This is a genomic window from Olivibacter sp. 47, from assembly GCF_030372825.1.
In the GTDB taxonomy this organism is placed as follows: domain Bacteria; phylum Bacteroidota; class Bacteroidia; order Sphingobacteriales; family Sphingobacteriaceae; genus Olivibacter; species Olivibacter oleidegradans.
This window is the reverse complement of the sequence record NZ_JAUCNR010000001.1, coordinates 2,955,397-2,979,689: the sequence shown is the minus strand read 5'-3', so window position 1 is coordinate 2,979,689 and position 24,293 is coordinate 2,955,397. Positions and strand designations below refer to the sequence as shown.

General features: G+C 39.9%; 18 protein-coding genes, 2 pseudogenes and 1 riboswitch. Of the genes and pseudogenes, 11 read left to right on the top strand and 9 right to left on the bottom strand.

Annotation, left to right across the window (positions count from 1 at the left end; translation table 11 throughout):
- Window positions 1-6: 6 nt before the first annotated feature.
- Together QT327_RS12900 and QT327_RS12895 are read right to left on the bottom strand one after the other, a co-directional pair.
- Window positions 7-1,310, bottom strand: a pseudogene (locus tag QT327_RS12900) (O-acetylhomoserine aminocarboxypropyltransferase/cysteine synthase family protein).
- A 254-nt stretch (window positions 1,311-1,564) separates the two neighbouring features.
- Window positions 1,565-1,673: riboswitch (SAM riboswitch) on the bottom strand.
- Window positions 1,674-1,889: 216 nt separating this feature from the next.
- Window positions 1,890-2,432 carry a GNAT family N-acetyltransferase gene (locus QT327_RS12895; protein ID WP_013666638.1) on the bottom strand — a complete coding sequence of 181 codons (543 nt, stop codon included), beginning with the start codon at window positions 2,430-2,432 and terminating at the stop codon, window positions 1,890-1,892.
- Window positions 2,433-2,682: 250 nt separating this feature from the next.
- Here QT327_RS12895 and mqnE point away from each other — a divergent pair, with 250 nt between their 5' ends.
- The 3 genes from mqnE (at window position 2,683) to QT327_RS12880 (ending at window position 5,520) form a co-directional block, all read left to right on the top strand.
- Window positions 2,683-3,879: an aminofutalosine synthase MqnE gene (gene mqnE / locus QT327_RS12890; protein ID WP_013666637.1), complete on the top strand. Its 1,197-nt coding sequence runs from the start codon at window positions 2,683-2,685 to the stop codon at window positions 3,877-3,879.
- A gap of 275 nt (window positions 3,880-4,154) precedes the next feature.
- Complete coding sequence (locus tag QT327_RS12885; protein WP_013666636.1) at window positions 4,155-4,784, top strand: histidine phosphatase family protein; 630 nt, start codon at window positions 4,155-4,157, stop codon at window positions 4,782-4,784.
- A gap of 16 nt (window positions 4,785-4,800) precedes the next feature.
- Window positions 4,801-5,520, top strand: a complete 720-nt coding sequence (locus QT327_RS12880; RefSeq protein WP_130857775.1) for a menaquinone biosynthetic enzyme MqnA/MqnD family protein — start codon at window positions 4,801-4,803, stop codon at window positions 5,518-5,520.
- 245 nt (window positions 5,521-5,765) lie between these two features.
- Here the strand turns inward: QT327_RS12880 and QT327_RS12875 are convergent, their stop codons facing one another.
- Entirely contained in the window at window positions 5,766-6,719 is a 954-nt protein-coding gene (locus tag QT327_RS12875) for an aldo/keto reductase (protein WP_149105699.1), read from the bottom strand.
- Between the two features lie 95 nt (window positions 6,720-6,814).
- Entirely contained in the window at window positions 6,815-7,933 is a 1,119-nt protein-coding gene (locus QT327_RS12870) for an AI-2E family transporter (protein WP_130857777.1), read from the bottom strand.
- Between the two features lie 123 nt (window positions 7,934-8,056).
- Between QT327_RS12870 and QT327_RS12865 the strand changes: the two genes are divergently transcribed.
- The 4 genes from QT327_RS12865 (at window position 8,057) to QT327_RS12850 (ending at window position 12,829) form a co-directional block, all read left to right on the top strand.
- On the top strand, window positions 8,057-9,886 hold the full coding sequence (locus QT327_RS12865) for an alpha-L-fucosidase (RefSeq protein WP_130857778.1): 1,830 nt from the start codon (window positions 8,057-8,059) through the stop codon (window positions 9,884-9,886).
- An 11-nt stretch (window positions 9,887-9,897) separates the two neighbouring features.
- Window positions 9,898-11,346 (top strand): alpha-L-fucosidase, encoded by a 1,449-nt coding sequence (locus QT327_RS12860; RefSeq protein ID WP_130857779.1) that lies wholly within the window; start codon window positions 9,898-9,900, stop codon window positions 11,344-11,346.
- A 178-nt stretch (window positions 11,347-11,524) separates the two neighbouring features.
- Window positions 11,525-12,130 (top strand): DUF6580 family putative transport protein, encoded by a 606-nt coding sequence (locus QT327_RS12855; RefSeq protein WP_130857780.1) that lies wholly within the window; start codon window positions 11,525-11,527, stop codon window positions 12,128-12,130.
- Window positions 12,131-12,136: 6 nt separating this feature from the next.
- On the top strand, window positions 12,137-12,829 hold the full coding sequence (locus QT327_RS12850; RefSeq protein ID WP_130857781.1) for an SIR2 family NAD-dependent protein deacylase: 693 nt from the start codon (window positions 12,137-12,139) through the stop codon (window positions 12,827-12,829).
- A 392-nt stretch (window positions 12,830-13,221) separates the two neighbouring features.
- Here the strand turns inward: QT327_RS12850 and QT327_RS12845 are convergent, their stop codons facing one another.
- Window positions 13,222-13,470: a hypothetical protein gene (locus QT327_RS12845; protein ID WP_130857782.1), complete on the bottom strand. Its 249-nt coding sequence runs from the start codon at window positions 13,468-13,470 to the stop codon at window positions 13,222-13,224.
- A 639-nt stretch (window positions 13,471-14,109) separates the two neighbouring features.
- Between QT327_RS12845 and QT327_RS12840 the strand changes: the two genes are divergently transcribed.
- The 3 genes from QT327_RS12840 to QT327_RS12830 are packed head-to-tail and all read left to right on the top strand — an operon-like array spanning window position 14,110 to window position 17,459.
- The gene (locus tag QT327_RS12840) at window positions 14,110-15,555 is read left to right on the top strand and encodes a circularly permuted type 2 ATP-grasp protein (RefSeq protein WP_013666628.1); all 1,446 of its coding nucleotides are present in this window, start codon (window positions 14,110-14,112) and stop codon (window positions 15,553-15,555) included.
- 13 nt (window positions 15,556-15,568) lie between these two features.
- Window positions 15,569-16,504, top strand: coding sequence for an alpha-E domain-containing protein (locus tag QT327_RS12835; protein ID WP_013666627.1), 936 nt, complete (start codon window positions 15,569-15,571; stop codon window positions 16,502-16,504).
- Window positions 16,505-16,514: 10 nt separating this feature from the next.
- On the top strand, window positions 16,515-17,459 hold the full coding sequence (locus tag QT327_RS12830) for a transglutaminase family protein (RefSeq protein ID WP_130857783.1): 945 nt from the start codon (window positions 16,515-16,517) through the stop codon (window positions 17,457-17,459).
- Here the strand turns inward: QT327_RS12830 and kdsA are convergent.
- A pseudogene (gene kdsA / locus QT327_RS12825) lies at window positions 17,460-18,276 on the bottom strand (3-deoxy-8-phosphooctulonate synthase). It abuts the gene before it with no gap.
- 142 nt (window positions 18,277-18,418) lie between these two features.
- Entirely contained in the window at window positions 18,419-20,608 is a 2,190-nt protein-coding gene (recQ, locus tag QT327_RS12820) for a DNA helicase RecQ (protein ID WP_130857785.1), read from the bottom strand.
- Window positions 20,609-20,704: 96 nt separating this feature from the next.
- Here recQ and QT327_RS12815 point away from each other — a divergent pair, with 96 nt between their 5' ends.
- Window positions 20,705-21,670, top strand: coding sequence for a KpsF/GutQ family sugar-phosphate isomerase (locus QT327_RS12815; RefSeq protein ID WP_013666623.1), 966 nt, complete (start codon window positions 20,705-20,707; stop codon window positions 21,668-21,670).
- Between the two features lie 181 nt (window positions 21,671-21,851).
- Here the strand turns inward: QT327_RS12815 and QT327_RS12810 are convergent, their stop codons facing one another.
- Window positions 21,852-23,039 (bottom strand): tetratricopeptide repeat protein, encoded by a 1,188-nt coding sequence (locus tag QT327_RS12810; protein WP_130857786.1) that lies wholly within the window; start codon window positions 23,037-23,039, stop codon window positions 21,852-21,854.
- Between the two features lie 97 nt (window positions 23,040-23,136).
- Window positions 23,137-24,258, bottom strand: coding sequence for a tetratricopeptide repeat protein (locus QT327_RS12805; protein ID WP_165447047.1), 1,122 nt, complete (start codon window positions 24,256-24,258; stop codon window positions 23,137-23,139).
- Between the last annotated feature and the right edge of the window lie 35 nt (window positions 24,259-24,293).

Here is a 24,293-nt window from a genome sequence, read left to right as displayed (position 1 = left end):
ATTTTTCTATTTAATCTTCTCGAAAGCTTGCTGTAAATCAGCTATTATATCATCTATATGTTCAATACCAACGGCCAAGCGCAAGGCTGTTGGCGTAACACCGGCAGCCAGTTGTTCCTCATCCGAAAGTTGTTGATGGGTTGTAGCCGAAGGCTGAATAATCAGCGTCTTTGTATCACCCACATTGGCTAAATGGCTGATTAACTGCAAACTATCCACAAAAGCTGTTGCACTTTCCTTTTCGCCTTTCAGTTCAAAAGACAATACTGCTCCAAAACCATGCTGTAGATACTTCTTAGCACGAGCATGCGCCGGATGTGATTCCAAACCCGGATAATTAACCGATTGGACCAAGGGATGCTGCTCCAACCATTTAGCTACACTTAGTGCGTTGTCAACATGTCGTTGTACACGCAACGAAAGCGTTTCCAATCCCTGAAGCAATAAGAATGAATTAAAAGGGGAGAGGGCCGGACCGAAATCCCGCAGTCCTTCTACACGGGCGCGGATTGCAAACTGTATATTACCAAAAGGCCCATTTACACCGAACACATCCTTAAATACCAGGCCATGGTATCCCTCGGAAGGTTCGCTGAACTGCTTAAATTTACCATTGCCCCAATCATAATTGCCACCATCAACGATTACACCACCAATGCTAGTTCCATGACCACCGATCCATTTTGTTGCCGATTCGACCACCACGTGTGCCCCATGTTCCAGGGGTTTAAATAGGTAACCTCCGGCACCGAAGGTGTTATCAACAATCAGCGGAAGCTCAAATTTTCGCGCCACTGCGGCAACCGCCTCAAAATCGGGGATGTTGAAACTTGGATTACCGATTGTTTCAATATAAATAGCCTTTGTTTTATCGTCAATAAGCGCTTCAATAGCGGCTGCCTCATCATTTTTGCAAAACGCGCCTCAATACCCAAACGTTTGAGAGACACCTTAAATTGGTTATAGGTGCCGCCGTATAAATTGGAACCGGTCACAAAGTTCTCACCACTTTCCAAAATATTTGTTAAGGCCAAAAATTGTGCTGCCTGTCCGGAGGCCACCGCAACCGCTGCTACCCCTCCCTCAAGCGCCGCAATACGCTTTTCAAAAACATCCGTTGTCGGATTCATGATTCGCGTATATATATTCCCGAACTCTTTTAAAGCGAATAAATTCGCACCGTGCTCAGAATTGTTAAAGACATAGGAAGTCGTTTGATAAATAGGAACCGCCCGTGCATTAGTAGCAGGGTCTACTTCTTGTCCCGCATGGACTTGTAAAGTATCAAATTTTAGATTTTTAGCTGACATTGGATTCTTCTTTAAAGTGTTTAATCGTTTGTTTATTAGTGTAGACGTATGCACATACAATACATCAAACGATGTATGTTTAGCATCGGTTAAAAAGAGTGTTCTTTTTAACAACAGCACATATACATGCAAGAGCAATGTATATAAGAAAAAGACTGCTTTTTGCCAGTGAAGGTATGATCGAATGATTGCCGGTAAAGTACTGCACCGGACTTGAATGTGCTGATAGTTGAATGCGATTTCATTGTCTTATTCATTTATATGCTCCCATTTATCTGGGACAGGATTTGGCACCTTTTCCGAACGCTTCGGATGGTTGCCAGTGGGTCTTAGAGCCGGTCTCTCGCCACTTCTTTATAAATCAAGACTCTTTTAAAGAGGAATTGATCAATACATTGTTGAATGTATGGCGCAAATATACATTTTATTTTAAAATTCAAAAGTAAAAAGTAAAAATTCAAAAGCCTGACTGCCGTAGGGATGGTAAAAATTCAAAAGCCTGCCTGTCGGTAGGTGCTACCGCCACTACTCGTTCATCATTCAAAATTCCTGCCTACAGGAAGGCAGGCATCACTCACATTAAATTGCTTGCTGAAATCCCTTATCCTTATGAATCAACTTAGCCGTAGAGGCCGGTAGATCGATGGGACGGGTATAGGTTACAAATTCTTCCTCTTTTAATGCGTTAAAAAAACCTAGCTTCTCTACCATTCGAGTAGCCGGCTGATTATCCTCATTAATGCATATTTTTATAAAGGAAGCGCCCAAACAATATTTCGCCATCTCGATCATTTGATTGAAAGCAGCAGGCATAATTCCTTTTCCCCAATATTCCGGTAATAGAGAACCTCCGAAAAAAATGTCTTTTTTCTTTTTATTCCAGTTATACAACACACAACAGCCGATTACCTTTTCCGGTTCATTTTTCAACCGAATCGTATAAATGTACTTACATAACCAAAGCATTCTTTTAGTAAACTCTTCGACCGTCTCATCACCAACTTCATCATTGATATTGATTTTCCAGAACAGGTCCGGTCTCGTATAGACATTGTCGAAGATTTCCGCGTCTTCAATGGTTAGTTTACGCAAAACAATGGGCTCTACCTTTAATGTATCCATAACTCAAGAAATTAGAACAAAAAACGGAGGTTGTTATTTGTTGATTTAAAGCTACCTCAATCTTTCCAATAAAACAAACAAGTGAGTTTTAAAATTGTTTGAGGCGAGTTTTAAGTCGTAAGTTATACGTAATACGTGCCTACCGCTTACCGCGTAAAGCCTACAGCCCGTAAATCTTACTTTAACGAGACGGTTACATGTTTGCATATCCAGCCAAGTTTATCTAAGTTTGTCGGTAAGATATTTGTGTATGGAAGCAGATAATAGGTTACAGCTGGTCATCGATGATCCCCATTTAGATGCAGAATTAAAAGAAATAGCATTAAAAGTTCTTAACAATGAGCGCATAAGCTTCGAAGAAGGGGTAGTACTTTACGAGAAAGGCGAATTAGGCTATTTAGGCGTATTAGCAAATTATATTCGGGAGAAAAAAAATGGCAACTACACCTATTTCAACCGGAATTTCCATATAGAACCGACCAACTTATGCGTGTATGACTGTAAGTTCTGTTCCTATTCGCGTTTAATTAAAGAGCGGTCAGAAGGATGGGAAGCAAGCATGGAAGACATGCTGTCAACCATCAAAAAATATGATAATGAACCGGTTACAGAAGTCCATATAGTGGGAGGGGTGCTCCCGCAATACAATATGCAGTTTTATATGGATTTGTTTTCTGCTATAAAAAAACATCGCCCACAACTTCACGTCAAGGCATTGACACCGGTTGAATATCATTATATTTTTAAGAAGGCAAAGGTAGATTACGCTACGGGTATGCGCATGATGAAGGAGGCGGGATTGGAGTCCATGCCGGGCGGCGGAGCGGAAATTTTCCATCCGGAGATACGAGACCAGATCGCTAAGGATAAATGTAATGCAGAACAATGGTTGGCCATTCATGAGGAGTGGCACAAACTGGGCATGTATTCAAATGCAACGATGCTTTATGGCCATATAGAAGCATTTCATCACCGCGTTGATCATATGGAGCAACTGCGTCAGTTGCAAGACAAAACAGGCGGATTTCAAACATTTATCCCCCTCAAGTTTAGAAACAAAGACAATCAAATGTCGCACATTCCTGAATCTTCGGTCATCGAAGATTTGAGAAATTATGCGATAGCACGCATTTACCTCGACAACTTTCAGCATATAAAGGCATACTGGGCTATGATCAGTAGAGATACAGCGCAGCTGTCTTTGAGCTTTGGTGTGGACGACATAGATGGCACCTTAGATGATACTACCAAAATCTATTCAATGGCAGGAGCTGAAGAGCAAAATCCAGCCATGAGTACGCAGCAACTGGTTGAGCTGATCAAGCAGGTAGGACGGCATCCGATTGAACGTGACACCTTATATAATGTGGTTACGGATTATCAGGATTATCAGTTCGAAGAAAGCAATCCTAAAAAAAGCTATTACAGCTTGCCGGTGTTGAATTAGGGAATAGGGAACAAGTGAATAGGGAGTAAGGCAACGGGGTGCTAGACTTGTTCATGGCTAACCGGTTCCCAAGATCACTGGACTTGGGGAGTAAGGGAATGGGACGCTAGACTTGCTCACTACTCCATAATCAGGCTTGGATGATGTCTTGATACTTTTATCCTGAACTACTAAAGAACAAATTACTTGAATGAAACCTGCATAAATTGCCATATACCGAAGAAAAATGAATAATTTATGCAAGCTTCATCACCGATAAAGAACAAATCATTTTAATGAAAAAATTATTCTATATAATCAGACACGGAGAAACCGATTTAAACAAACAGGGAATAGTACAGGGCAGGGGTGTCAACACACCGTTAAATGACCTGGGAAATCAACAGGCGCAGGCTTTCTATGAAGCTTACCAAGCAATAAAATTTGATAAAATATATACCTCTACCCTAATCCGAACCCATCAAACAGTCGCTAATTTTATTAATCAAGGTATTCCTTGGGAACAGCTCGAAGGACTGGATGAAATTAGTTGGGGAATTTACGAAGGTAAAGAGCAATCCACTAACATTATCACAGGTTTCAACTCGATTACGCAGCAATGGAGCGAAGGGAAATTAGATATCGCCATAGAAGGAGGCGAAAGTCCTAATCAAGTACAGGAAAGGCAAAAAAAGGCTATGGATTATATCACCTCCCAACCCGATGAACGCAATGTGCTTATCTGTATGCACGGTCGCGCGATGCGTATTCTACTTTGCTTACTGATAAACAAACCTTTATCTCAAATGGACGACTTTCCTCATATGAATACGGCTCTATATTTAGTTTCCTATAATGAGGGTACCTTTACGATTGAAGATCATTACAACATAAACCATTTAGCACAGCTTCAGGACGTCGAATAGCATTTTATATTAACACATGAACAAAATTAAAGTATCAGCCGTATCCTATACAAATACGACTCCATTTATCTATGGTATAAAAAACACCCCACTGATTGATGAAATAGAATTAAGCTTGGATATACCAAGTACCTGCGCACAAAAGCTAATTGATTGTCAGGTGGACGTAGGCTTGGTACCGGTAGCCGCTCTATTGCAGATACCGAAATATGAAATTATTTCAGACTATTGTATCGGCGCTACCGGCGCAGTTAATTCAGTATTTATTTTTAGCAACAAACCGGTTCACGAAATAAAAACGCTACGACTTGATAAGCAGTCACGCACTTCTAACAACCTTGCTCGCGTACTGTTAAAAAATTACTGGAAACAACCGGTTGAACTTACGGAAGACCAAAATGCCGATGCATTCGTCGAAATAGGTGATCGGACGTTTGGAAAAAAGGAAAGCTTTCCTTTTGTTTATGATATGGGAGCTGAGTGGATGAACTTTACGGGTTTACCTTTTGCTTTCGCCGTATGGGCCGCTAACAAATCTTTACCGAGCAGTTTTATTGAACTTTTCAATAAATCAATGAAATTCGGATTGGATAATCGAGATAAGGTTATCGACAACTTGCCTAAAAGGGACGATTTTGATATCGCTCATTACCTTAATCACGCTATCGACTTTGCGCTTACTGATAAAAAAAGAGAAGCGATTCAATTGTTTCATCAGTACATTCAAGCACTTTAAGGGAACAGTGAACCGGTTAATAGGGAACAAGGGAACAGTGAGTAGGGAACAGTGAACCGGTGAGTTGGAGCTAGGGAACTAGTTAAAGGCTAGGTAACAGATAAGAAAAAAGTTCTCCCTATTAACTATTTCCCTAATAACTACTCCCTATTAACTACTCCCTAATAACTACTCCCTATTAACTACTCCCTAATAACTACTCCCTGCTAACTACTCCCTAATAACTACTCCCTGCTAACTGCTCCCTAATAACTACTTGCGTTATCCAATATTTTTATTTCCTCCGAACTCAGTGCGATGTCTGCCGACGTAATTAAATCATGCAGCTGTTTCTCATTGGTTGCGCTGGCAATAGGCGCGGTAATAAAAGGTTTATGGAGCAACCAGGCAATGGCTATTTGCGCCTTCGTTGCACTTTTATTGGCGGCGATTTCTTCCAAGGCAACCAGAATTCTTTCACCGCGTTCATTCAAGTATTGTTTTACCGTTTCACCTCGCTGGCTTTTGCCTAAATCAGCTTCCGTTCGATACTTGCCGGTAAGAAAGCCACTAGCCAATGCATAATAATTTAGCACGGCCAGATTTTGATCCTGTACCAACGAAAGATACTCCGTCTCAAACGTCTGCCGGTCGTATAGATTATAAAGGGGTTGGATGCTGACATAAGGCTGCAAATTGTTTTTTCTTGCAAATTCGTTCGAAGCAGCAATACGTGCAGCCTTGAAATTAGAGGCGCCGATATAGCGTACTTTACCCTCTTCAATAAGGGTATTTAGCGCCTCCATAGTTTCTTCAACCGGCGTCGCCTCATCGTCATAATGGGTTTGATAGAGATCAATATAATCCGTTTTTAGTCTTTTCAACGAAGCCTCTACCGCTTCTTTTACATAAGCGGCTTTTAGCCCCTTTCTGTCTTTATCCATCTCAGCACCTAACTTGGTAGCAATCACTACATCATCGCGTTTTCCCCGTTTCGATAACCAATTCCCAATAATCGTCTCTGATTCGCCACCTTTATTTCCCGGAACCCATTTGGAATATACATCGGCAGTGTCTATAAAATTATAGCCGCCATCTATCAATGCATCCAATAACTGAAAAGATGCTGTTTCATCTAAAGTCCATCCAAAAACATTACCTCCAAAAGCAATAGGGGAAACCTCTAACGCTGTTAAACCTAACTTCCTTTTATGTGCCATTTACGTAAATTTATTTGTTACTAACAATAAACGGTAACTGACGGGATAAGTTTTAAATCTTGTCTACACGACGCCAAATATGACATCCCATTTACTCAATCTAACAGATTCTCTATTTTTTGCTTTCGTGTTCGCTTGGGGATCTTCATATAACTACCTTCTTCACTGCTTTCGTCTCCTAACAACATGCCCCAAGGCTTAAGCTCCGGTATTCTATCAAAAACCACTTTCATAATGGCAATGATGGGTATTGATAAAAACATCCCGGTAATTCCCCAAAGCATTTCGCCCAGCACGAGACCAATTAGGGCAATCAAGGTATTAATTTGCACTTTCGAGCCAACGATTTTCGGCATAATGTAATTTCCATCTACTGCATGAATAACGACCAATGCAATCACAACAAAAAGGACATTCGTTGCTGTCGAGGTAGCAAAAGTGATTAGAACCGTGATCACTAAGGCGGTAAAAATCCCCACATAAGGAATAATATTGAAAATGCCTGTAATCAACCCTAGGAGGAAGCTGTACTTTACGCCAATAAAGTAAAATGCCAAGCACGCCAGAATAGTGACTATCAGCATTTGTAAAAAAAGTCCCACGACATAACGTTTTATAATATACTGGATCTGGTAGACAATTTCATACACAACAGGGCTATGATTTTCTTTAAATGAATTCACTAAAAACCTAACAATCAACCTTCTATGAAAAAGAATAAAAAACGTATAAAGAAAAGAGAATAGCAACAGTAAAAACAGTGACGATAAGGACATCAATGTTTTGCTCAACAAGGTAGTCCCGGTACTAAGTGATTTTGAAGCAGCTTGATTGATATAGTCAATCTGTGCTTTGTTGTTTACATGAAAGGTATCGGAAATCCAAAACTGCAGGTCAGCTGCTGATTTCAAGAGCTGTTGCTTAAAAGCCGGCCAATCATTTGCCAAAGACGAAAGCTGAGTACCTAACAAGGTGAACACCGCACCAATGAGTATGACCAGCGCAATGGATGATAACAACGAAGATACGGAACGAGGCATTTGAAAATTGCGTTCCAGAAGATTAGCCAGCGGCAACAGCAAAACCGAGCATAAAAATCCAAAGATCAATGGAGCCAAAATGGTATGTCCTAAAATCGCCAGGTAGCCCAATAATAGGATACTCAATAAGACGCAGGCCAGTTTAACATAAAAAGGGAGTACAACTGTTTTCATATAATGTACATAGGAGTAAATAAAAATAAAGTTAACGTATTTTTAAATCCGTGATACAATTTCTTTGCCTAAAATGATAAATAGATTATCTTTATCAAAAAAATTAAAATCTAACCACAACTTATGCCAATAAAATATATAGTCGTTAAGCTTTTAGCGTGCTTTCTTTTTCTTTCCACATCTGCGCAGGAAAAGCAAACAACCAATCAGCAAAAAATGGAATGGTTTAAGGATGCCAAATTGGGTATATTTATCCATTGGGGAATCTATTCGGTAAATGGTATTTCCGAATCATGGTCTTTTTTCAATAATTATTTAAATCATGAAGCCTATATGCGGCAATTGCAGGGCTTTACGGCATCAAACTACAAGCCGGAAGAGTGGGTAGATCTCATTTCTCTCAGCGGTGCTAAGTATGCCGTTATCACTTCTAAACATCACGATGGTGTAGCATTATGGGACAGTAAGGTTGATAAGGCTATTACGATTGAGAAGCACGGTGCGGCTAAACGTGACGTGCTCAGTCCTTTTTTAAAGGCGCTGAAAAGAAAAGAGATCAAATCAGGAATTTATTTTTCTTTGCCCGACTGGAGCCAAGACGATTATGATGTCTTCACTCGCCTCAGAAAGCGATACAACTTAAAAGACGACCCAAACCGATGGCAACGATATCAAAACTACATGATGGGCCAACTGGAAGAGCTTTCGGATCGCTTCGACCCAGATTTATTATGGTTTGATGGCGATTGGGAGCATAGTGCCGGCGAATGGCAAGCTGAAAGTATATTAGCAAATCTTCGAAGACACAATCCAAATATTATAGTCAATGCACGATTAACAGGCCATGGCGATTATGACACCCCCGAACAAGGCGTACCCGTGCTTAAACCATCCAATCCGTATTGGGAATTATGCTATACCATGAACGATTCTTGGGGTTATCAGCCGTACGACCGGCATTATAAATCATCGAATATGATTATCCGAACCTTGATTGATTGCATTAGTATGGGAGGGAACCTACTCTTGGATATCGGCCCACAGGCGGATGGCCGTATCCCGACTGAACAAATTGCCATTTTGAAAGATCTTGGTCGGTGGACACAAAAAAACGAGGAAGCCATTTACGGAACCCGAGAAGGGCTGCCGCACGGTCATTTCATAGGAAAATCCGCTTTATCGAAAGACAATAAAACAATTTACTTATTTCTCGAGAAAAAGGACAATAAAACAATATATATCAATGGCTTAACGTCTAAAGTAAACACCGTGTGCATTTTAGGCCACCAAGGAAATATTTCTTTCCAAGAACAGGGGCAACAACTAGCTATTGACATCCCGGCCGCCGCGGAAGACAAGGATGCTACTGTTGTAGCCGTTCAACTTGCTGAAACATTGAAGCTTAGTACGCCGCAACTGAACAAAATCGCTCACGAGAATTTACAACGCCCTGAAACAAGTTTAGGCCAGCAGATTCACACAATTATCAACAACATCAATGCAGGCAATAATCTTTTTGATAACAGCCAGTTAGCAGCAGATGGATACAATTATCGTTTACCTGAAAACCCTTCTTTGCAAGCTTGGATAACGAAGCATGCCGAAGCGCTGTACCATGCGAAGAGCGGCCTTCCGGAAGGGCACTATACCGGACTTAGTGCTTTATCGGAAGATAAACAAACCTTATTTTTGTTTATTGAAGGCAAACCAACCGGCCCTATAGCTATTAAAGGACTTAGAAACACAATACAACGTGCGCGAATTGTGGGCGAGGGCACTTTATTAACACCACTGATTTACAACAAATTATATTGGAGCAAAGTACCGGGGATAACCTATATACCCGTACCGGAAGATCGTCTAGATCCGCAAATGACAGTTATTGCGCTGTTGTTGGACGGACCATTAGATCTTTACCGAGAAAATGTTGGTGCTATTGAAAATAACTTGTAATATCATATAATATGAAAAAATTTTTAGTGGGGTTACTGAGTTTATACTTCGGAACCCAGGCTATCGGCCAGGAACATAACACATCGGCCAATTATATTAAGCCGAAAGATCCATTGGTCGTGAAAAACCTGTCTGAATGGCAAGAATTGAAATTTGGCCTTTTTATGCATTGGGGCACTTATAGTCAATGGGGAATTGTTGAAAGTTGGAGCCTTTGTCCCGAAGACGAAGGGTGGACGCAACGTCGGGGCCCACATGCAGCCAATTATTATGAATATGTTAAGGCCTACGAAGATTTACAGAAACAGTTTAATCCGATTGACTTCAATCCCGGAAAATGGGCTCTGGCGGCGAAGGAAGCTGGCATGAAGTACGTGGTATTCACCACCAAGCATCATGATGGTTTTGCCATGTTTGACACAAAGCAAAGTAATTATAAGATTACCGATAGCAAATCACCTTTTTCAGGTAACCCTCGTGCCAATGTAGCCAAAGAGATTTTTAACGCTTTTCGACAAGATCAGTTCAAAATAGGAGCCTACTTTTCCAAACCTGATTGGCATACACCGTATTATTGGTGGCCTTATTTCCCGCCAAAAGATAGAAATGTCAACTATGACCCAAAAAAGTATCCGGATCGCTGGCAGCAATTCAAAGACTTTACTTACAACCAGATTAGCGAGTTAATGACTGACTATGGTAAAATTGACATCCTATGGTTAGACGGGGGGTGGGTGCGACCATTAGCGACTGTAGATACTACCGTCGAATGGCAACGAGGCATTAAAACAGAACAGGACATAGACATGCCAAGAATCGCTAACATGGCGCGCAAAAAACAACCGGGCATTATTATCGTAGATAGAACTGTCCCGGGTGAATATGAAAATTATGTCACACCGGAACAGTCGATCCCCAACAAGCCGCTCGATATTCCCTGGGAATCATGCATGACCATGGGCAACTCATTCAGCTATGTTCCGAACGATCAATATAAGCCGGCGAGAGAAATCGTGCACAATCTAATAAAAATAGTATCAAGAGGGGGGAACTACCTACTCAACATAGCTCCCGGGCCCAAAGGAGACTGGGATCCTATAGCCTATCAGCGTTTAAAGGAGATCGGAAAATGGATAAATAAATACGGAGAAGGCATTTATGCTTCGCATAGTATTGCTCCTTATTCAATCGGCAATATTTTTTTTACACAAAATAGGGAGGAAAATACCGTTTATGCTTTTATTTTACACAAAGAGGGAGGGGAGAACTTACCCGCTAAATTGGAATTGCCATTAAAAGAGGACGCCAAACTACATGATATAAGCCTGGTAGGTTCAAAAGTCAAGCTTCGCTGGAAGATTGTTGATAAGCATATTCAAATTGAGATTCCACAAACAGCGAGAAATTTGCAGTCGGACGACTATGCGAGCATGTTTAAGATCGGATATGTTTATTTGTGATAAGAGACATAGGACATAGGACATAAGATGAGAGACACAAGATCTAAGATTTCCTATGTCTGATACTTGATACTTACATCTTAATACCTACATCCTGGTACTTGACACCTACGTCTTGATCAACTAAATTAGTAAATAACACGCATTTTAGTTAAGTTTGTAGACAAATAATTCAAGTATGAACACAAGCGAAACCGGCAGAGTCAACACACGGAATGCCATGCTCATTTTAATCATCGTTAGCACCGCGCTTTTGCGGATTCTTAATGTAGGTAAATTTGGAGACTGGGCCAATTTCACACCCATTGGAGCTACCGCGTTGTTTGCAGGAACTTATTTTCGCAATAGGTGGGCTGCTTATTTTACACCCCTGTTAACACTTTTTATTTCCGATATCATCGTTAATTACGGTTATTACGGAAAAATCACTTTATTTTATGAGGGCATTGTGTACGTGTATATTGCTTTCGCACTTATGGTATTTGTTGGTAGCCTAATAAAAAAAGTGACGACCTTGCGTGTTTTCGGAGCGACCATAGCTTCGGTGTTAATCCATTGGATTGTCACTAATTTTGGTGTCTGGATAAGTGGTCAAATATATCCCTTAAACGCCCAGGGCTTTACCGACTGTTACATTAAAGCCATTCCATTTGAAAAGAATCTATTGCTGGGCAATTTAGCTTATGGAATTATTCTCTACGGAGGATTTGAATGGGCGAAAAAGCATTTCCCTCTTCTTGCCGTACCTCATGAACTAAGCATAAGCAAGCCAAACTACAAATAATCAGGCATGAAGGTTGTCGTATTCACGGGAGCAGGTATATCGGCGGAAAGTGGATTGAAGACCTTTCGCGGTGAGGATGGTTTATGGGAAGGATATAAAGTAGAAGACGTCGCTACTCCCGAAGCTTGGCGAAAAGACCCCGAATTAGTACAACATTTTTATAATATCAGGAGAAAAGCCGTGCTGGATGCACAACCCAATGCGGCTCATCAAGCCCTTGTCAAATTAGAAAGCAAATTTCAGGTCACCATAATTACCCAGAACATTGATGACCTGCATGAGCGGGCAGGATCAAAACATGTTATCCATCTCCATGGAATAATCACAAAAGCACAATCTTCTCTTGATCCATTATTGATTTATGACATACAGGGAACAGAGATAAAAATGGGGGACCGTTGCGCCAGGGGTTCCCAACTAAGACCTCATGTCGTTTGGTTTGGCGAACCCGTTCCAATGATGCAAACGGCTATTGATGAATGCCGAAAGGCTGATATCCTCCTGATTATAGGTACGTCGCTACAAGTATACCCGGCGGCAGGTCTGATAAATTTCCCGCCTCATTATGCACAAAAGATTTTAATCGATCCCGAGGCTCATCAACTTAATCGAGTGGATTCAGAAATTCAAAGTGTTGCAGCGAAAGCTAGTATCGGTGTCCCGAAGGTGGTCGATCAATTGCTCAGTGTGGTTAAATAGTTGAGTAGTAGAATAGTTGAGTAGACCATAAGCTTACGGCTTAGAGCATATGGCTTATAGCTTATAAATAGGCCTACAAAATTAGTACTAGATCTATTTGATCACCAAACAATATTTTATTTACAACTATATTTACCTGAAAATAATATATTTAACGTCTTTTATATAAAGAGTTGATACCGTAAAGATCGAGATGTTAGCCCTTGATCGCAAAGAAAGCAAAATATAATTCGGTTTCGATCAAAAACAAATCATAACAAGCTGCTTATTAATGAATTTGACATAGTAAAGAAAAGAAGAAATTGAGGAAGGATAGGAGCAGAAAGGATGATCTGAGGCGATCAAGAAGAAAATCCTACAGAGAGTCACAAAATATAGCTTATCGTTTATAGCTAATATTCATGACGTTCATAAGCCTTTTTAAAATCTGCACGCATAGTAGCAAAACGTGCAACGATAGCCTGCACAAATTCTTCGTCCAGTATTTGAAAAACACCGTTTACGCCGTCCGTAACATCCATTTCAGTAATCTTGTAAACTTGTTCAAGAGAACCTTGCTCAAATTTAATAATAAACTTTTGATTCATGGAAAAGATGCTGATTTTGCATTCTTTATGCGGAAGCTCGGCAATTGCTCTCATAGGAATCTGTGAAAATATAGAAGATTAGTTTAACTAAGGCCAAAGTTACAAAATATCAACCATATGTTAATATGGGGCGAGGGGAAAACTTTTTATTTAACATAATATAAATTATAAGATAAAATAGTTTGCCTTTTAATGTTTACTCTGATAAAGAGAAATGGCTAAATATGTGCTAACAAATAAAGCTGTTGATAACCTTACAAAAATCTGTGATTACTTATGAAGTGTGGTCGGAAAATCAGGCCGATAAATATATCATAAATTGCAGGCAGTTACTATTCCTCACATACCAGATACAACTAAAATTCCTACTATAAAAGCATTTTTATTATTTTGTGCATATTTTATATTGCTTAAATAAAATGTATAACTGCTTTTATGCCAAAATAATGTGATACAGTAGAAATATTTTATTATTATCTATTATGTTTTAATGATTTTAATAAGTAAAACAATACAATATCAATTCTGTATGTGTATTTGCTTTTTTCACATATTTTTTAGTTTAATTTTTAAATGAAAAACGTAAGAAAAATGATATTTTTTAAATTATTTCAATTTTTTTCGGCTTATATTGATATATTTTTATTGCAAATGCGATTTTATTTGCTTAAAATTAGCAAAAAATAAGAATATATGTCAAATGATCATTTTCTGAACGAATATGTGTATCATGAAAATACTTGGGATGAGATGTATGACTCTAAAAACATCCGTCATCAATATAGTCATGTTTTCTCGATGCTTAAAAACCTTGACGTGGATAGCATGAGCAATCGGCATCGTTTAGCGGGAGAATTGTTCTTAAATCAAGGCATTACTTTTACAGTTTACAACAATAATGAAGGAATTGAGCGCATCTTTCCTTTTGATATTATCCCCAGGATTATCACGGGTGCTGAATGGGAAGAAATTGAAAAGGGCATTATTCAGCGTTTAAAAGTGCTAAATCTATTTCTAAAGGATATTTATCATGAACAACAGATATTACGTGACGGTATCGTTCCTGCGGAGCTAATTGCCAGTTGCCCACATTATACCAGAGAAGCTTACGGTATCAGGGTCCCTTACGATATCTATGTTCACATTTCCGGGATCGATTTGATACGCGGAAGCGATGGCAAATTTTATGTATTGGAAGACAATCTTCGTACGCCTTCCGGGGTGAGCTACATGTTAGAAAACCGTGAAGTAACGAAGCGAATTTTTCCTGATATTTTATCCTCATCGAATGTTCGGAGCGTTACCCACTACCCTACGCTCTTACATGAAGTTTTACTTAACTTGATTTCTTCTCAAGTATCTGATCCATATATAGTTATATTAACACCTGGGATTTTTAATTCGGCTTATTACGAACACACCTTCCTGGCAAAACAAATGGGCGTTGATCTTGTAGAAGGCCGGGATTTGGTAGTCGATAATCATAAAGTATACACGAAAACGACCAAAGGTCTTAAACAGGTAAATGTCATCTATCGAAGAGTGGATGACGAGTTTTTGGACCCACTCGTATTCAAGCAAGACAGCTTACTTGGCGTGCCTGGTTTACTGAGTACTTACCGGAAAGGCAATGTGGCTATCGTCAATGCAGTGGGAAACGGCGTAGCCGACGACAAAGCAGTATATGCTTATGTCCCCGAAATGATTAAATATTACCTGAATGAAGAGCCGATATTAAACAACATTCCTACCTATCAGCTCAGTGATCCGGAAGTGCTTAAATATGCTATTTCAAATATAGATAACCTCGTTATAAAAAACACCAATCAATCGGGCGGCTATGGTATGATTATGGGAAACGCGATCAGCGAACGAGAATGGCTAAAAGCCAAAAGCGAGATTGAAAAAAATCCCCGCAATTATGTTGCCCAGCCCATTATTCAATTAAGTACGGTTCCATGTTTTATTAATGGCAAGATTCAACCTCGCCATGTCGACCTTCGCCCTTATGCCTTATACGGTCCACAGGGAATCAAATTAGTTCCCGGAGGCTTGACTCGCGTTGCCTTAACGGAAGGGTCGCTTGTTGTAAATTCGTCGCAAGGTGGAGGTAGTAAAGACACGTGGATTATTGACTAATTAATCATCCGATATGTTAAGTCGCATTGCAGATTCATTATTCTGGTTAAGTAGATATATGGAGCGCGTTGAAGAAATGCTTCGTGTTGCCAGAACTCATTATATCTATTCTTTAGATAAGAACATCAACAGTGGAACATGGAAACCGATTTTGCAGGTATATACTGATTTACCGGAGGATAAGGCTCAGGTATTTGAAAACGACACCTATGCGGCACTTCATTATTTGCTGTTAGATAACAACAACGAAAATTCCGCGAAGAACATCATTCAAAAAGCACGTGAAAATGCCCGTGGTATACAAGACCATATTACTCGAGAAGTTTGGGAAGAAGTTAATTCCATTTATCATCTTATCAACCGGCCTTTCGTAAAACTAAAACTTGCTAGTGCAGACGCGTTGGAGATTATCGATTTATTTTTAAAGCACAGCATGATGTATGCAGGTGTTGCAGATGTAACGATGCAAAGAGGAATCGGATGGAACGTCATGAAGCTCGGCAAATTTGTTGAAAGAGGAATCGAAACTCTTATATTAACCGATAAACAATGTGCGCTTCATAACTACGATTTATACAAGGAACTTGATATCACCAGTTGGAGATTTCTCCTCTTATCTCTTGCGGGTTATGAAGCATATCTAAAAACCTATCGAAGCACCAAACACAATCAACAAATTCTCCATCAGGTCATCTTTAATGCGGATTTTCCACATTCGGTATTGTATTGCCTAAATCAGATTGAACGATCGTTAGCCGTACTTGTGAAGGAAAACACCAATCCTGAAGTACCTGAACTGTTACGAAGTTTCGGGCGAATTCACAGTCGCATACGCTTTATGGATCCCGCATCGCTACCATCCACGGATATCCAATCTTTCTTCTTAGAGCTTAAACGTAAGCTACAAGACTTCAACGCCAAACTCAAACTGTTATTTTTTTCCTATTAAAAGATTCATCATGGCAATATACACCATTTCCCATATCACCAGGTACACCTACGAAAATCCGGTTATTGAGAGCATTAATGAGATACGGATCTTTCCTTTCATCTGCAAAGAGCAAGAGCTGTTGAATCAAGAACTCAACATCAGCTTCTCCCCGATCCTTCATATTTATACAGATTATTGGAAAAATAAAGTCGCTACTTTTTCAATCCTACATCCGCATCAGGAGCTTATTATCGAAAATCAGTTAACAGTTCGCACCACTTCATCGAATCTAATTCAGGTAAATTTTCATAGCGGTTTTGAACAACTCCATCATGAAACAACTAACAATTTGAATTTAATTGAACTGACAAAACCGGAAAAAATACGGAATCAACACCTTATCGACGGGATTGTAATTAAATTGACAAACGAAGGTTTAAGTGTTGCTGAAACCATCGAACGATGCAGCAGTTACATTTTTAAACATTTCAAATATGTTCAGGGTATTACGGACATTGAGACGACTGTAGACGAAATATTACAGCACAAAGCAGGCGTTTGTCAAGATTTTGCGCACGTAATGCTTCAAATCTTAAGAACTTTAAAGATCCCTTCCCGATATGTAAGTGGTTACATCTGTCCAAACAAAACCGGGATGCGCGGTGAAGGTGCAACCCATGCTTGGGTTGAAGCTTATATACCACAGTTTGGATGGGCCGGTATTGACCCAACCAATAACACATGGGTAACCAATTATCACGTTAAATTAGCAATAGGAAGAAACTTCAAAGATTGCTCACCGGTTAAAGGTACTTTCCGTGGTAATTGCCATCAATCGCTTTCCGTTCGTGTATCCATTCACTATGAAGACGGAAAGCTATTCGAGCAAACGAACGCAGTAAAAAGACGCGATCCCCTGTTTATAGCCGGCTATGAAGATACCAACTTGATGGGAAACCAGCAACAACAATAGCTACCTAATCGCCTCCCTGATTCGGGTCAGTTGTATTAACAAATCTTCCAGATAATTCAGGTGCAGCATATTAGCTCCATCCGACTTAGCGTTAGCAGGATCGGGATGCGTTTCAATAAACAAGCCATCGGCGCCTACCGCTACGGCCGCTTTGGCTATGGTGCCAATCAGTTCCGGCTTTCCTCCCGTTACGCCGGATGCTTGATTCGGCTGTTGCAATGAATGCGTACAATCCATCACTACGGGAACGTTAAACGATCGCATTGTAGGGATTCCTCTGAAATCTACAATCAAATCCTGATAGCCAAAGGTATTCCCTCTATCAGTTAATATTACTTGTTGATTACCGGTTTCGATAACCTTGTCAACCGCAAACCGCATGGAATCAGCTGATAAAAACTGTCCTTTTTTTAATATTAACCACTTTACCCGTTTTTCCGGCAGCGACTAACAATTCCGTTTGTCTACATAGAAAAGCAGGAATTTGCAAGACATCCACATACTCGGCGGCCATCGCGGCCTCATGTGTTTCATGAATATCAGTAACAACCGGAACGCCAAACGTATCCCGTACCTTTTTTAGGATTTTTAATGCCTTTTCATCACCTATTCCTGTGAAAGAATCAGATTTGGAACGGTTTGCCTTTCTATAGGAACCTTTGAAAATATAAGGAATTTTCAGTTTGTCAGTAATGCCTACAATTTTGTCTGCTATCGACAAAGCCATGTCTTCTCCCTCGATGGCGCATGGGCCTGCCATTAGAAAAAAATTGCCGGAATCCGTATGCTTGATCCCAGCTATTGTGTTTATTGTCATTTCTTTCGTTTTAAGTTTTAAGTTGTCAGTTGCACAAGACGCAAGCTAGCTGTAGGCTATAAGCTGTAAGCTCGCACGAGGCTAATCCTTACTCGCTAACTATATCAATCTACTATTCAACCACTCGACTTTTTACTATCGACTAATTCCCCAACTCAGACATAAATTTAATTCGCATGAGTTGTATTTCCTCAAAAGTATAGTCTTCGGTTCCTAAATCCTTTAGTGCTACGTCAATAGAGTCAACTTCAGCTGTACGGAAATAGTCGAAAACCTCATCTTGACGGTCAAGATCAATCATTTCATCGATAAAGTAGTTTAAATTCAATTTGGTACCCGAATTAACAATGGATTCCACCTCCTTTAATACATCTTCGTATGACAGCCCTTTAGCAGAAGCAATATCATCCAAACCGATCTTTCTATCAATATTTTGAATAATGGAAACCTTTAAAGCCGACTTATTAGCCGTTCCTTTAATAACCAAGTCTACCGGACGATCAATATCATTCTCCTCAACATAGCTTTTGATTAGCGAAACAAACTGACTCCCGAATTTAGCAGCCTTTCCCGCCCCTACTCCATGGATCTGTTTCAATTCGTCTAAAGTTATCGGATAATGCGTACACATTTCTTCCAGCGATGGATCTTGAAAAATAACGAATGGAGGAAGTCCCTTACTTTTTGCAATTTTCTTTCGCAGGTCCTTAAGCATCTGCAAGAGCTGTGTATCCAAAGCACCTCCACTCTGTGCCGGTGTCTCATCCCCTTCTTCGTCTGCTTTCTCCATTGGATTATTCAAGTAAAACTTAACACTATAGGGGTTTTCAATATAGTCTGCCCCCGTTTTGGTTAACTTTAGCAATCCATAATTGTCAATATCCTTGTATAAATAGTTATTCAATACCGCCTGCCTAAGCAAAGACTTCCAATAGATCACCCCTTGCTCTTTTCCAGTACCAAAAAAAGGATGAATATCATGTTTGTAAGAAGACACAGGCTGGTTATTTTGACCGATCATCACATTCGTAATATGAAAGTCATCAAATTTTTCTCCCTGTTCTTTGATAAAGGATAAAGTCTTATGCAACGATTCTTCAGCATCAAATTGCGTACGATGGCTATTACAATTATCGCACATGTTATTGCAGCCGGCCTCATTGAAGTTCTCGCCAAAGTAATGTAATATCTGCTTTCTCCTACACACAGAGGATTCGGAGTAATCGATCACCTCCTTCAATATTTGGGTACCGATTTCCCTTTCAGAAACCGGTTTATCCTTCATGAATTTAGTTAATTTTTCGATATCCTTTTCCGAATAAAAGGCAATACAAACGCCTTCCCCTCCGTCGCGTCCGGCACGGCCTGTCTCTTGGTAATAACCTTCCATGCTTTTTGGAATATCATGGTGAATAACATAACGGACATCCGGCTTGTCAATTCCCATACCAAAAGCAATGGTTGCTACAATAACTTCGACATCCTCCATCAGGAATTTATCTTGTGTCTCAGCTCTTGTCTTTGCATCCAAACCCGCGTGATAAGGAAGAGCGGAAATACCATTAATATTAAGCACTTCGGCGATCTCTTCCACCTTTTTACGACTTAAACAATAGATGATACCGGATTTGGAAGGGTTATTTTTTATAAATTTTACAATTTCCTTAACGACATTTTTCTTAGGTCGTACCTCGTAATATAAATTAGGCCGATTGAATGAGGACTTGAATAAGGTCGCATCATTCATTTGCAAATTTTTCCGTATATCAGATTGTACCTTCGGGGTGGCTGTAGCCGTCAAAGCAATAATCGGGATATTCTCCCCTATCCCGTTGATTACCTGCCTTATCTTGCGATACTCAGGTCTGAAATCATGTCCCCACTCCGAAATACAGTGTGCCTCGTCGACAGCAACAAACGAAACGGTAATTAATTTCAGGAATTCAATATTGTCTGTTTTTGCGAGGGATTCAGGTGCTACGTATAGAAGTTTTGTCTTCCCATCCAGTACATCCTGTTTAACCCTTGTAATTTCACTTTTATTGAGCGATGAATTTAGAAAATGAGCAATGCTATCTGCACCTCCAAATGCCCTTAATTGATCTACTTGATTCTTCATCAGTGCAATCAATGGGGATATAACAACAGCGGTTCCCTCACTCATTAACGCCGGTAACTGATAACATATTGATTTTCCGCCACCGGTTGGCATTATTACAAACGTGTCCTTCTTTTGCAGAATATTGGTTATTATCGCCTCTTGATCTCCCTTGAAAGTATCAAAACCAAAAAAATTCTGCAAATTGTCAAATAATGTTTTTTCTATCTCCATTGTCCTTCCGAAAAATTAAAGAAAGGCTTATGTCTATTAATGTTTAAAATAACATAAATTTGCCTTAATTCTTACTAAAATTAATAAAAAATATCCGTGAAAACCAAATCCGACATTGAAAATATTGCCATTTCCGCACTTACATTAGAAGCCGAAGCGATCAGTAAACTGACAAAAAATATCAACGAAGATTTTATCAACACCGTACATGCCATACTCGATATAAAGGGCCGCGTAATTATTACAGGAATAGGTAAAAGTGCTATCATCGCACAGAAAATTGTTGCCACCATGAACTCTACAGGAACACCGGCAATTTTCATGCATGCGGCAGACGCCATTCACGGAGATTTAGGGATGCTACAACAAGAAGATATTGTAATAGCCATCTCTAAGAGCGGAAATACTCCGGAAATTAAAGTGCTTGTACCACTGCTTAAAAATTCCAACGCAAAGATAATCGCAATGGTTGGAAATACAAAATCATATTTGGCTGAACAAGCCGATTTTATACTGGACACGACCGTGTCCAGAGAGGCTTGTCCCTTGAACCTGGCACCAACTACCAGCACAACGGCCCAGCTGGCTATGGGCGATGCGCTCGCTATTTGTCTTCTGGAATGTCGATCTTTCACAAATGACGACTTTGCTAAGTATCATCCGGGGGGTGCGCTAGGGAAACGCTTATATCTCAAAGTAACCGATTTAGCGCGCCAGAATGCAAAGCCCGAGGTGAAAAGTGATACGCCTATTAAAGCTGTCCTGGTGGAAATAACCAAAAATCGATTAGGTGCTGTTGCCGTCGTGAACGATAAAAAAATAAGTGGGATTATCACCGATGGCGATATCCGTAGAATGCTCGAGTCGAATCAGGATATCGGGAAATTAAAGGCCGAAGATATCATGGGCAATAACCCCAAGGTGATTCAATACGATGAGCTGGCCGTTCATGCACTCAATATGATGCGAAACAATCATATCACCCAATTACTGGTAGTCCGCAATAATCAATATGATGGTATTGTCCATTTACATGATCTTTTGAATGAGGGGATTATTTAGTTTGTAGATGAGTGATGAATTACGCGATGTTAGACATCGGACGTAAAACATAAGATAGGAAGTCCTGATACCTGATACTTACCTGCCCGCCGGTAGGCAGGTGTCCTGATACTTGATACTTTAATCACAAAAAAAGCTGTTCCTGATGGGGAACAGCTTTTTTTGTGATTAATGCAGCTTCTTAAAGCGCATTTAATTTATCCGTAATTTCCTTCGTTTTAGCCTCATCACCTTTTAACTGGTAATAAAAACGCATATTTTCCCAATAACCTTTCGTTTTTGGATCTAGCGTAGTAGCCTTTTCCAAATAAGGTACCGCTGTATCAGCTAAAGTATAGGCTTCTTGTAATTTGGCTTTGTATTCCGCCTCTTTATTTGTTGGAATGCTGCTGGCTGCGTTGTATATATCACGTGCCTTATTTAAAATAATAGCTGCCGCTGCACCATAGTTACGCGCGTCATCCGGTTTCGCTTCAATACCTTTCTTATACGCTTCCAATGCTTTATCAGGCTGTTTTGTGGATTCGTATGCATAACCTAAGAAGAAAGGAAGCTCCCCATTGGACGGATCCGCAGCCATTTGAGATTCAATATCCTTAATTACTTTCTCGCTATTGCCGGTAGTGATATTCAACACAATTTTCTGATTGATAATCTTTGCACTATCCGGAAACTTCGTAGCTGCCTCATCGATGTATTTAACCGCCGATGCTGTATCGCCTTTCTTTAGGTATGCATCTGATAAATTGAGGTAAGCATCCGAGCTTTTTGGAATTAACGTCTTAAATTTACTGATCGCATCATCGTATTGTTGATTATTTTGAGCAGCAATACCGGCATATAAAGTTAAAATAGAATCCCCCGGCATATATTTCAATCCATTGTTAAAGGCTGTGTAAGCAGAAGCAAAATCATTTGTTTCAAATGCTTTTACACCGTTACCTATTTCGTAATTGGCCAATAAGCTTCCAGCTCTGTCCATATTTCCCTTCAATTCCTTATCATCACTTCCTTCGTTTAAACTCTTTGCTTTTAAGAAAGCATCACCCGCTGCCTTATAAGAGGCCTCCCCTTCTGCCGCCTTTCCTGACTTTTGATTGATCATGGCATACTCTGAGTTGATCAAAGCCAAGTAAGTCCATGTTTCCGGCAAATCCTTCGTCTTTTCATGCGTGGCGGCTTTATCAATAGCTTCCTTAGCTTCACCCAGTTCTTTCATTGCCAATTCCGGCACATTCTCCACAGCACCACCGGTAAGGGTAGCAAATGAACTGTATTTACTTTTTGCTTTATTAAGCTCTCCTTTCTGCGCAAAGGCAACGGTTGAGCCCAATAAAAGTGTAGCTAATAAAATTGATTTAATTTTCATTTTTCTATAATTTGTGTTCTTAGTGATTATTATTTGTTAAGCTTCAAAGCCTCTTCCCAGGTCAGCTTATTTTAGGCGCTTCATTAGGCAATAAGCTTTAGTTCATATTCATTTGATTCAACTGACTGTTCACCCGTTCGAGCTGAACACTGTTTCCTGATTTATCAAATAGCACAGCTAAAGACTTTAAAGCATTAACAGCATTCGGGTCTATTTCGTTTGCTTTTAATAAATATTGTTGCGCTTCATACTGCTTTTCCAAATCGGAGGGGTCTTTTACAAAATCTCTTAAATACAGCAAACCGAGCTCATAATTGCTATTATAATCATCGGGGTCAAGCTCTAAAGTCCGCTTATAATAACTTTCGGCCTTCTCGCGGTCGCCCGTAATTTCATAAGCATACCCGATCAGATAGTTCAGATTAACGCTTTCGGGCTCCATAGCAATCGCCTCATCGGCTAATACTACAATGGCATCATAAGCACCGTTACCGGCATAAAGATTCAATAAAGCAAAAAGAATATCCTTATTGGTAGGAAAATATTCCCGTCCTTTCAGTAATACATTTTGTGCGGCATTATTATCGCCTTTATTTAGATGTATTTTAGCCAAAGTCAGAATATAGCTAGGTTTAGCAGATGACTTATTCTCAATAAAATCACTGTATAACTTAACAGCGTCATCCGGCCGATCCAAACGCTCACTTAATAAAGCCAAATTATGTCTTGTATTCGGCGTACTGTTATAGGCATTGACCTTTTCAAAAAGATCATAAGCCTCTTCGTAATTATTATTCGTCAGCGCACGGTTGGCTCGGATCAAATAAGCCGCCGCCAACCGTTTTTTCAAATAATTGATCTGTGCCTCATTTTCGTAATTCAGCTGTTCATCATTCAACCTGCTTAGCATGAACTCGGCTTCTTCAATGGGGTCTTTCACATACTTCTGTGTTCGGTTTGAATCAGCTACCGCCAAGCTGCTGTAAACAAGGCCCCTTAGCAAGGTGTTATTATAAGAAGCAGAATCTCTACGTTCTTTATAAGCAAGATCAGCAAACTTTCTGGCCTCTAACAAATCCTTAATATCGCCCGATTTCGTATACCGGGCAAAATTATTGTTCCCCTCTTTAAGGTTAGACTGAGCCCAGCTCAGTTGCGTACAGAAGAGAACAAGTAGCACAGTACTAGTGATGATATGTTTATATAGATCACTTTTCATTAATATGTTCTTTTTTAAAGCTCGCATCGCTTGTC

Coding starts and splice junctions, on each gene's coding strand:
- QT327_RS12895 (WP_013666638.1), bottom strand. CDS start 2,432: ATGGATACATTAAAGGTAGAGCCCATTGTTTTGCGTAAACTAACCATT.
- QT327_RS12840 (WP_013666628.1), top strand. CDS start 14,110: ATGTCAAATGATCATTTTCTGAACGAATATGTGTATCATGAAAATACT.
- mqnE (WP_013666637.1), top strand. CDS start 2,683: ATGGAAGCAGATAATAGGTTACAGCTGGTCATCGATGATCCCCATTTA.
- QT327_RS12865 (WP_130857778.1), top strand. CDS start 8,057: ATGCCAATAAAATATATAGTCGTTAAGCTTTTAGCGTGCTTTCTTTTT.
- QT327_RS12850 (WP_130857781.1), top strand. CDS start 12,137: ATGAAGGTTGTCGTATTCACGGGAGCAGGTATATCGGCGGAAAGTGGA.
- QT327_RS12870 (WP_130857777.1), bottom strand. CDS start 7,933: ATGAAAACAGTTGTACTCCCTTTTTATGTTAAACTGGCCTGCGTCTTA.
- QT327_RS12855 (WP_130857780.1), top strand. CDS start 11,525: ATGAACACAAGCGAAACCGGCAGAGTCAACACACGGAATGCCATGCTC.
- recQ (WP_130857785.1), bottom strand. CDS start 20,608: ATGGAGATAGAAAAAACATTATTTGACAATTTGCAGAATTTTTTTGGT.
- QT327_RS12875 (WP_149105699.1), bottom strand. CDS start 6,719: ATGGCACATAAAAGGAAGTTAGGTTTAACAGCGTTAGAGGTTTCCCCT.
- QT327_RS12845 (WP_130857782.1), bottom strand. CDS start 13,470: ATGAGAGCAATTGCCGAGCTTCCGCATAAAGAATGCAAAATCAGCATC.
- QT327_RS12830 (WP_130857783.1), top strand. CDS start 16,515: ATGGCAATATACACCATTTCCCATATCACCAGGTACACCTACGAAAAT.
- QT327_RS12860 (WP_130857779.1), top strand. CDS start 9,898: ATGAAAAAATTTTTAGTGGGGTTACTGAGTTTATACTTCGGAACCCAG.
- QT327_RS12835 (WP_013666627.1), top strand. CDS start 15,569: ATGTTAAGTCGCATTGCAGATTCATTATTCTGGTTAAGTAGATATATG.
- QT327_RS12885 (WP_013666636.1), top strand. CDS start 4,155: ATGAAAAAATTATTCTATATAATCAGACACGGAGAAACCGATTTAAAC.
- QT327_RS12805 (WP_165447047.1), bottom strand. CDS start 24,258: ATGAAAAGTGATCTATATAAACATATCATCACTAGTACTGTGCTACTT.
- QT327_RS12880 (WP_130857775.1), top strand. CDS start 4,801: ATGAACAAAATTAAAGTATCAGCCGTATCCTATACAAATACGACTCCA.
- QT327_RS12810 (WP_130857786.1), bottom strand. CDS start 23,039: ATGAAAATTAAATCAATTTTATTAGCTACACTTTTATTGGGCTCAACC.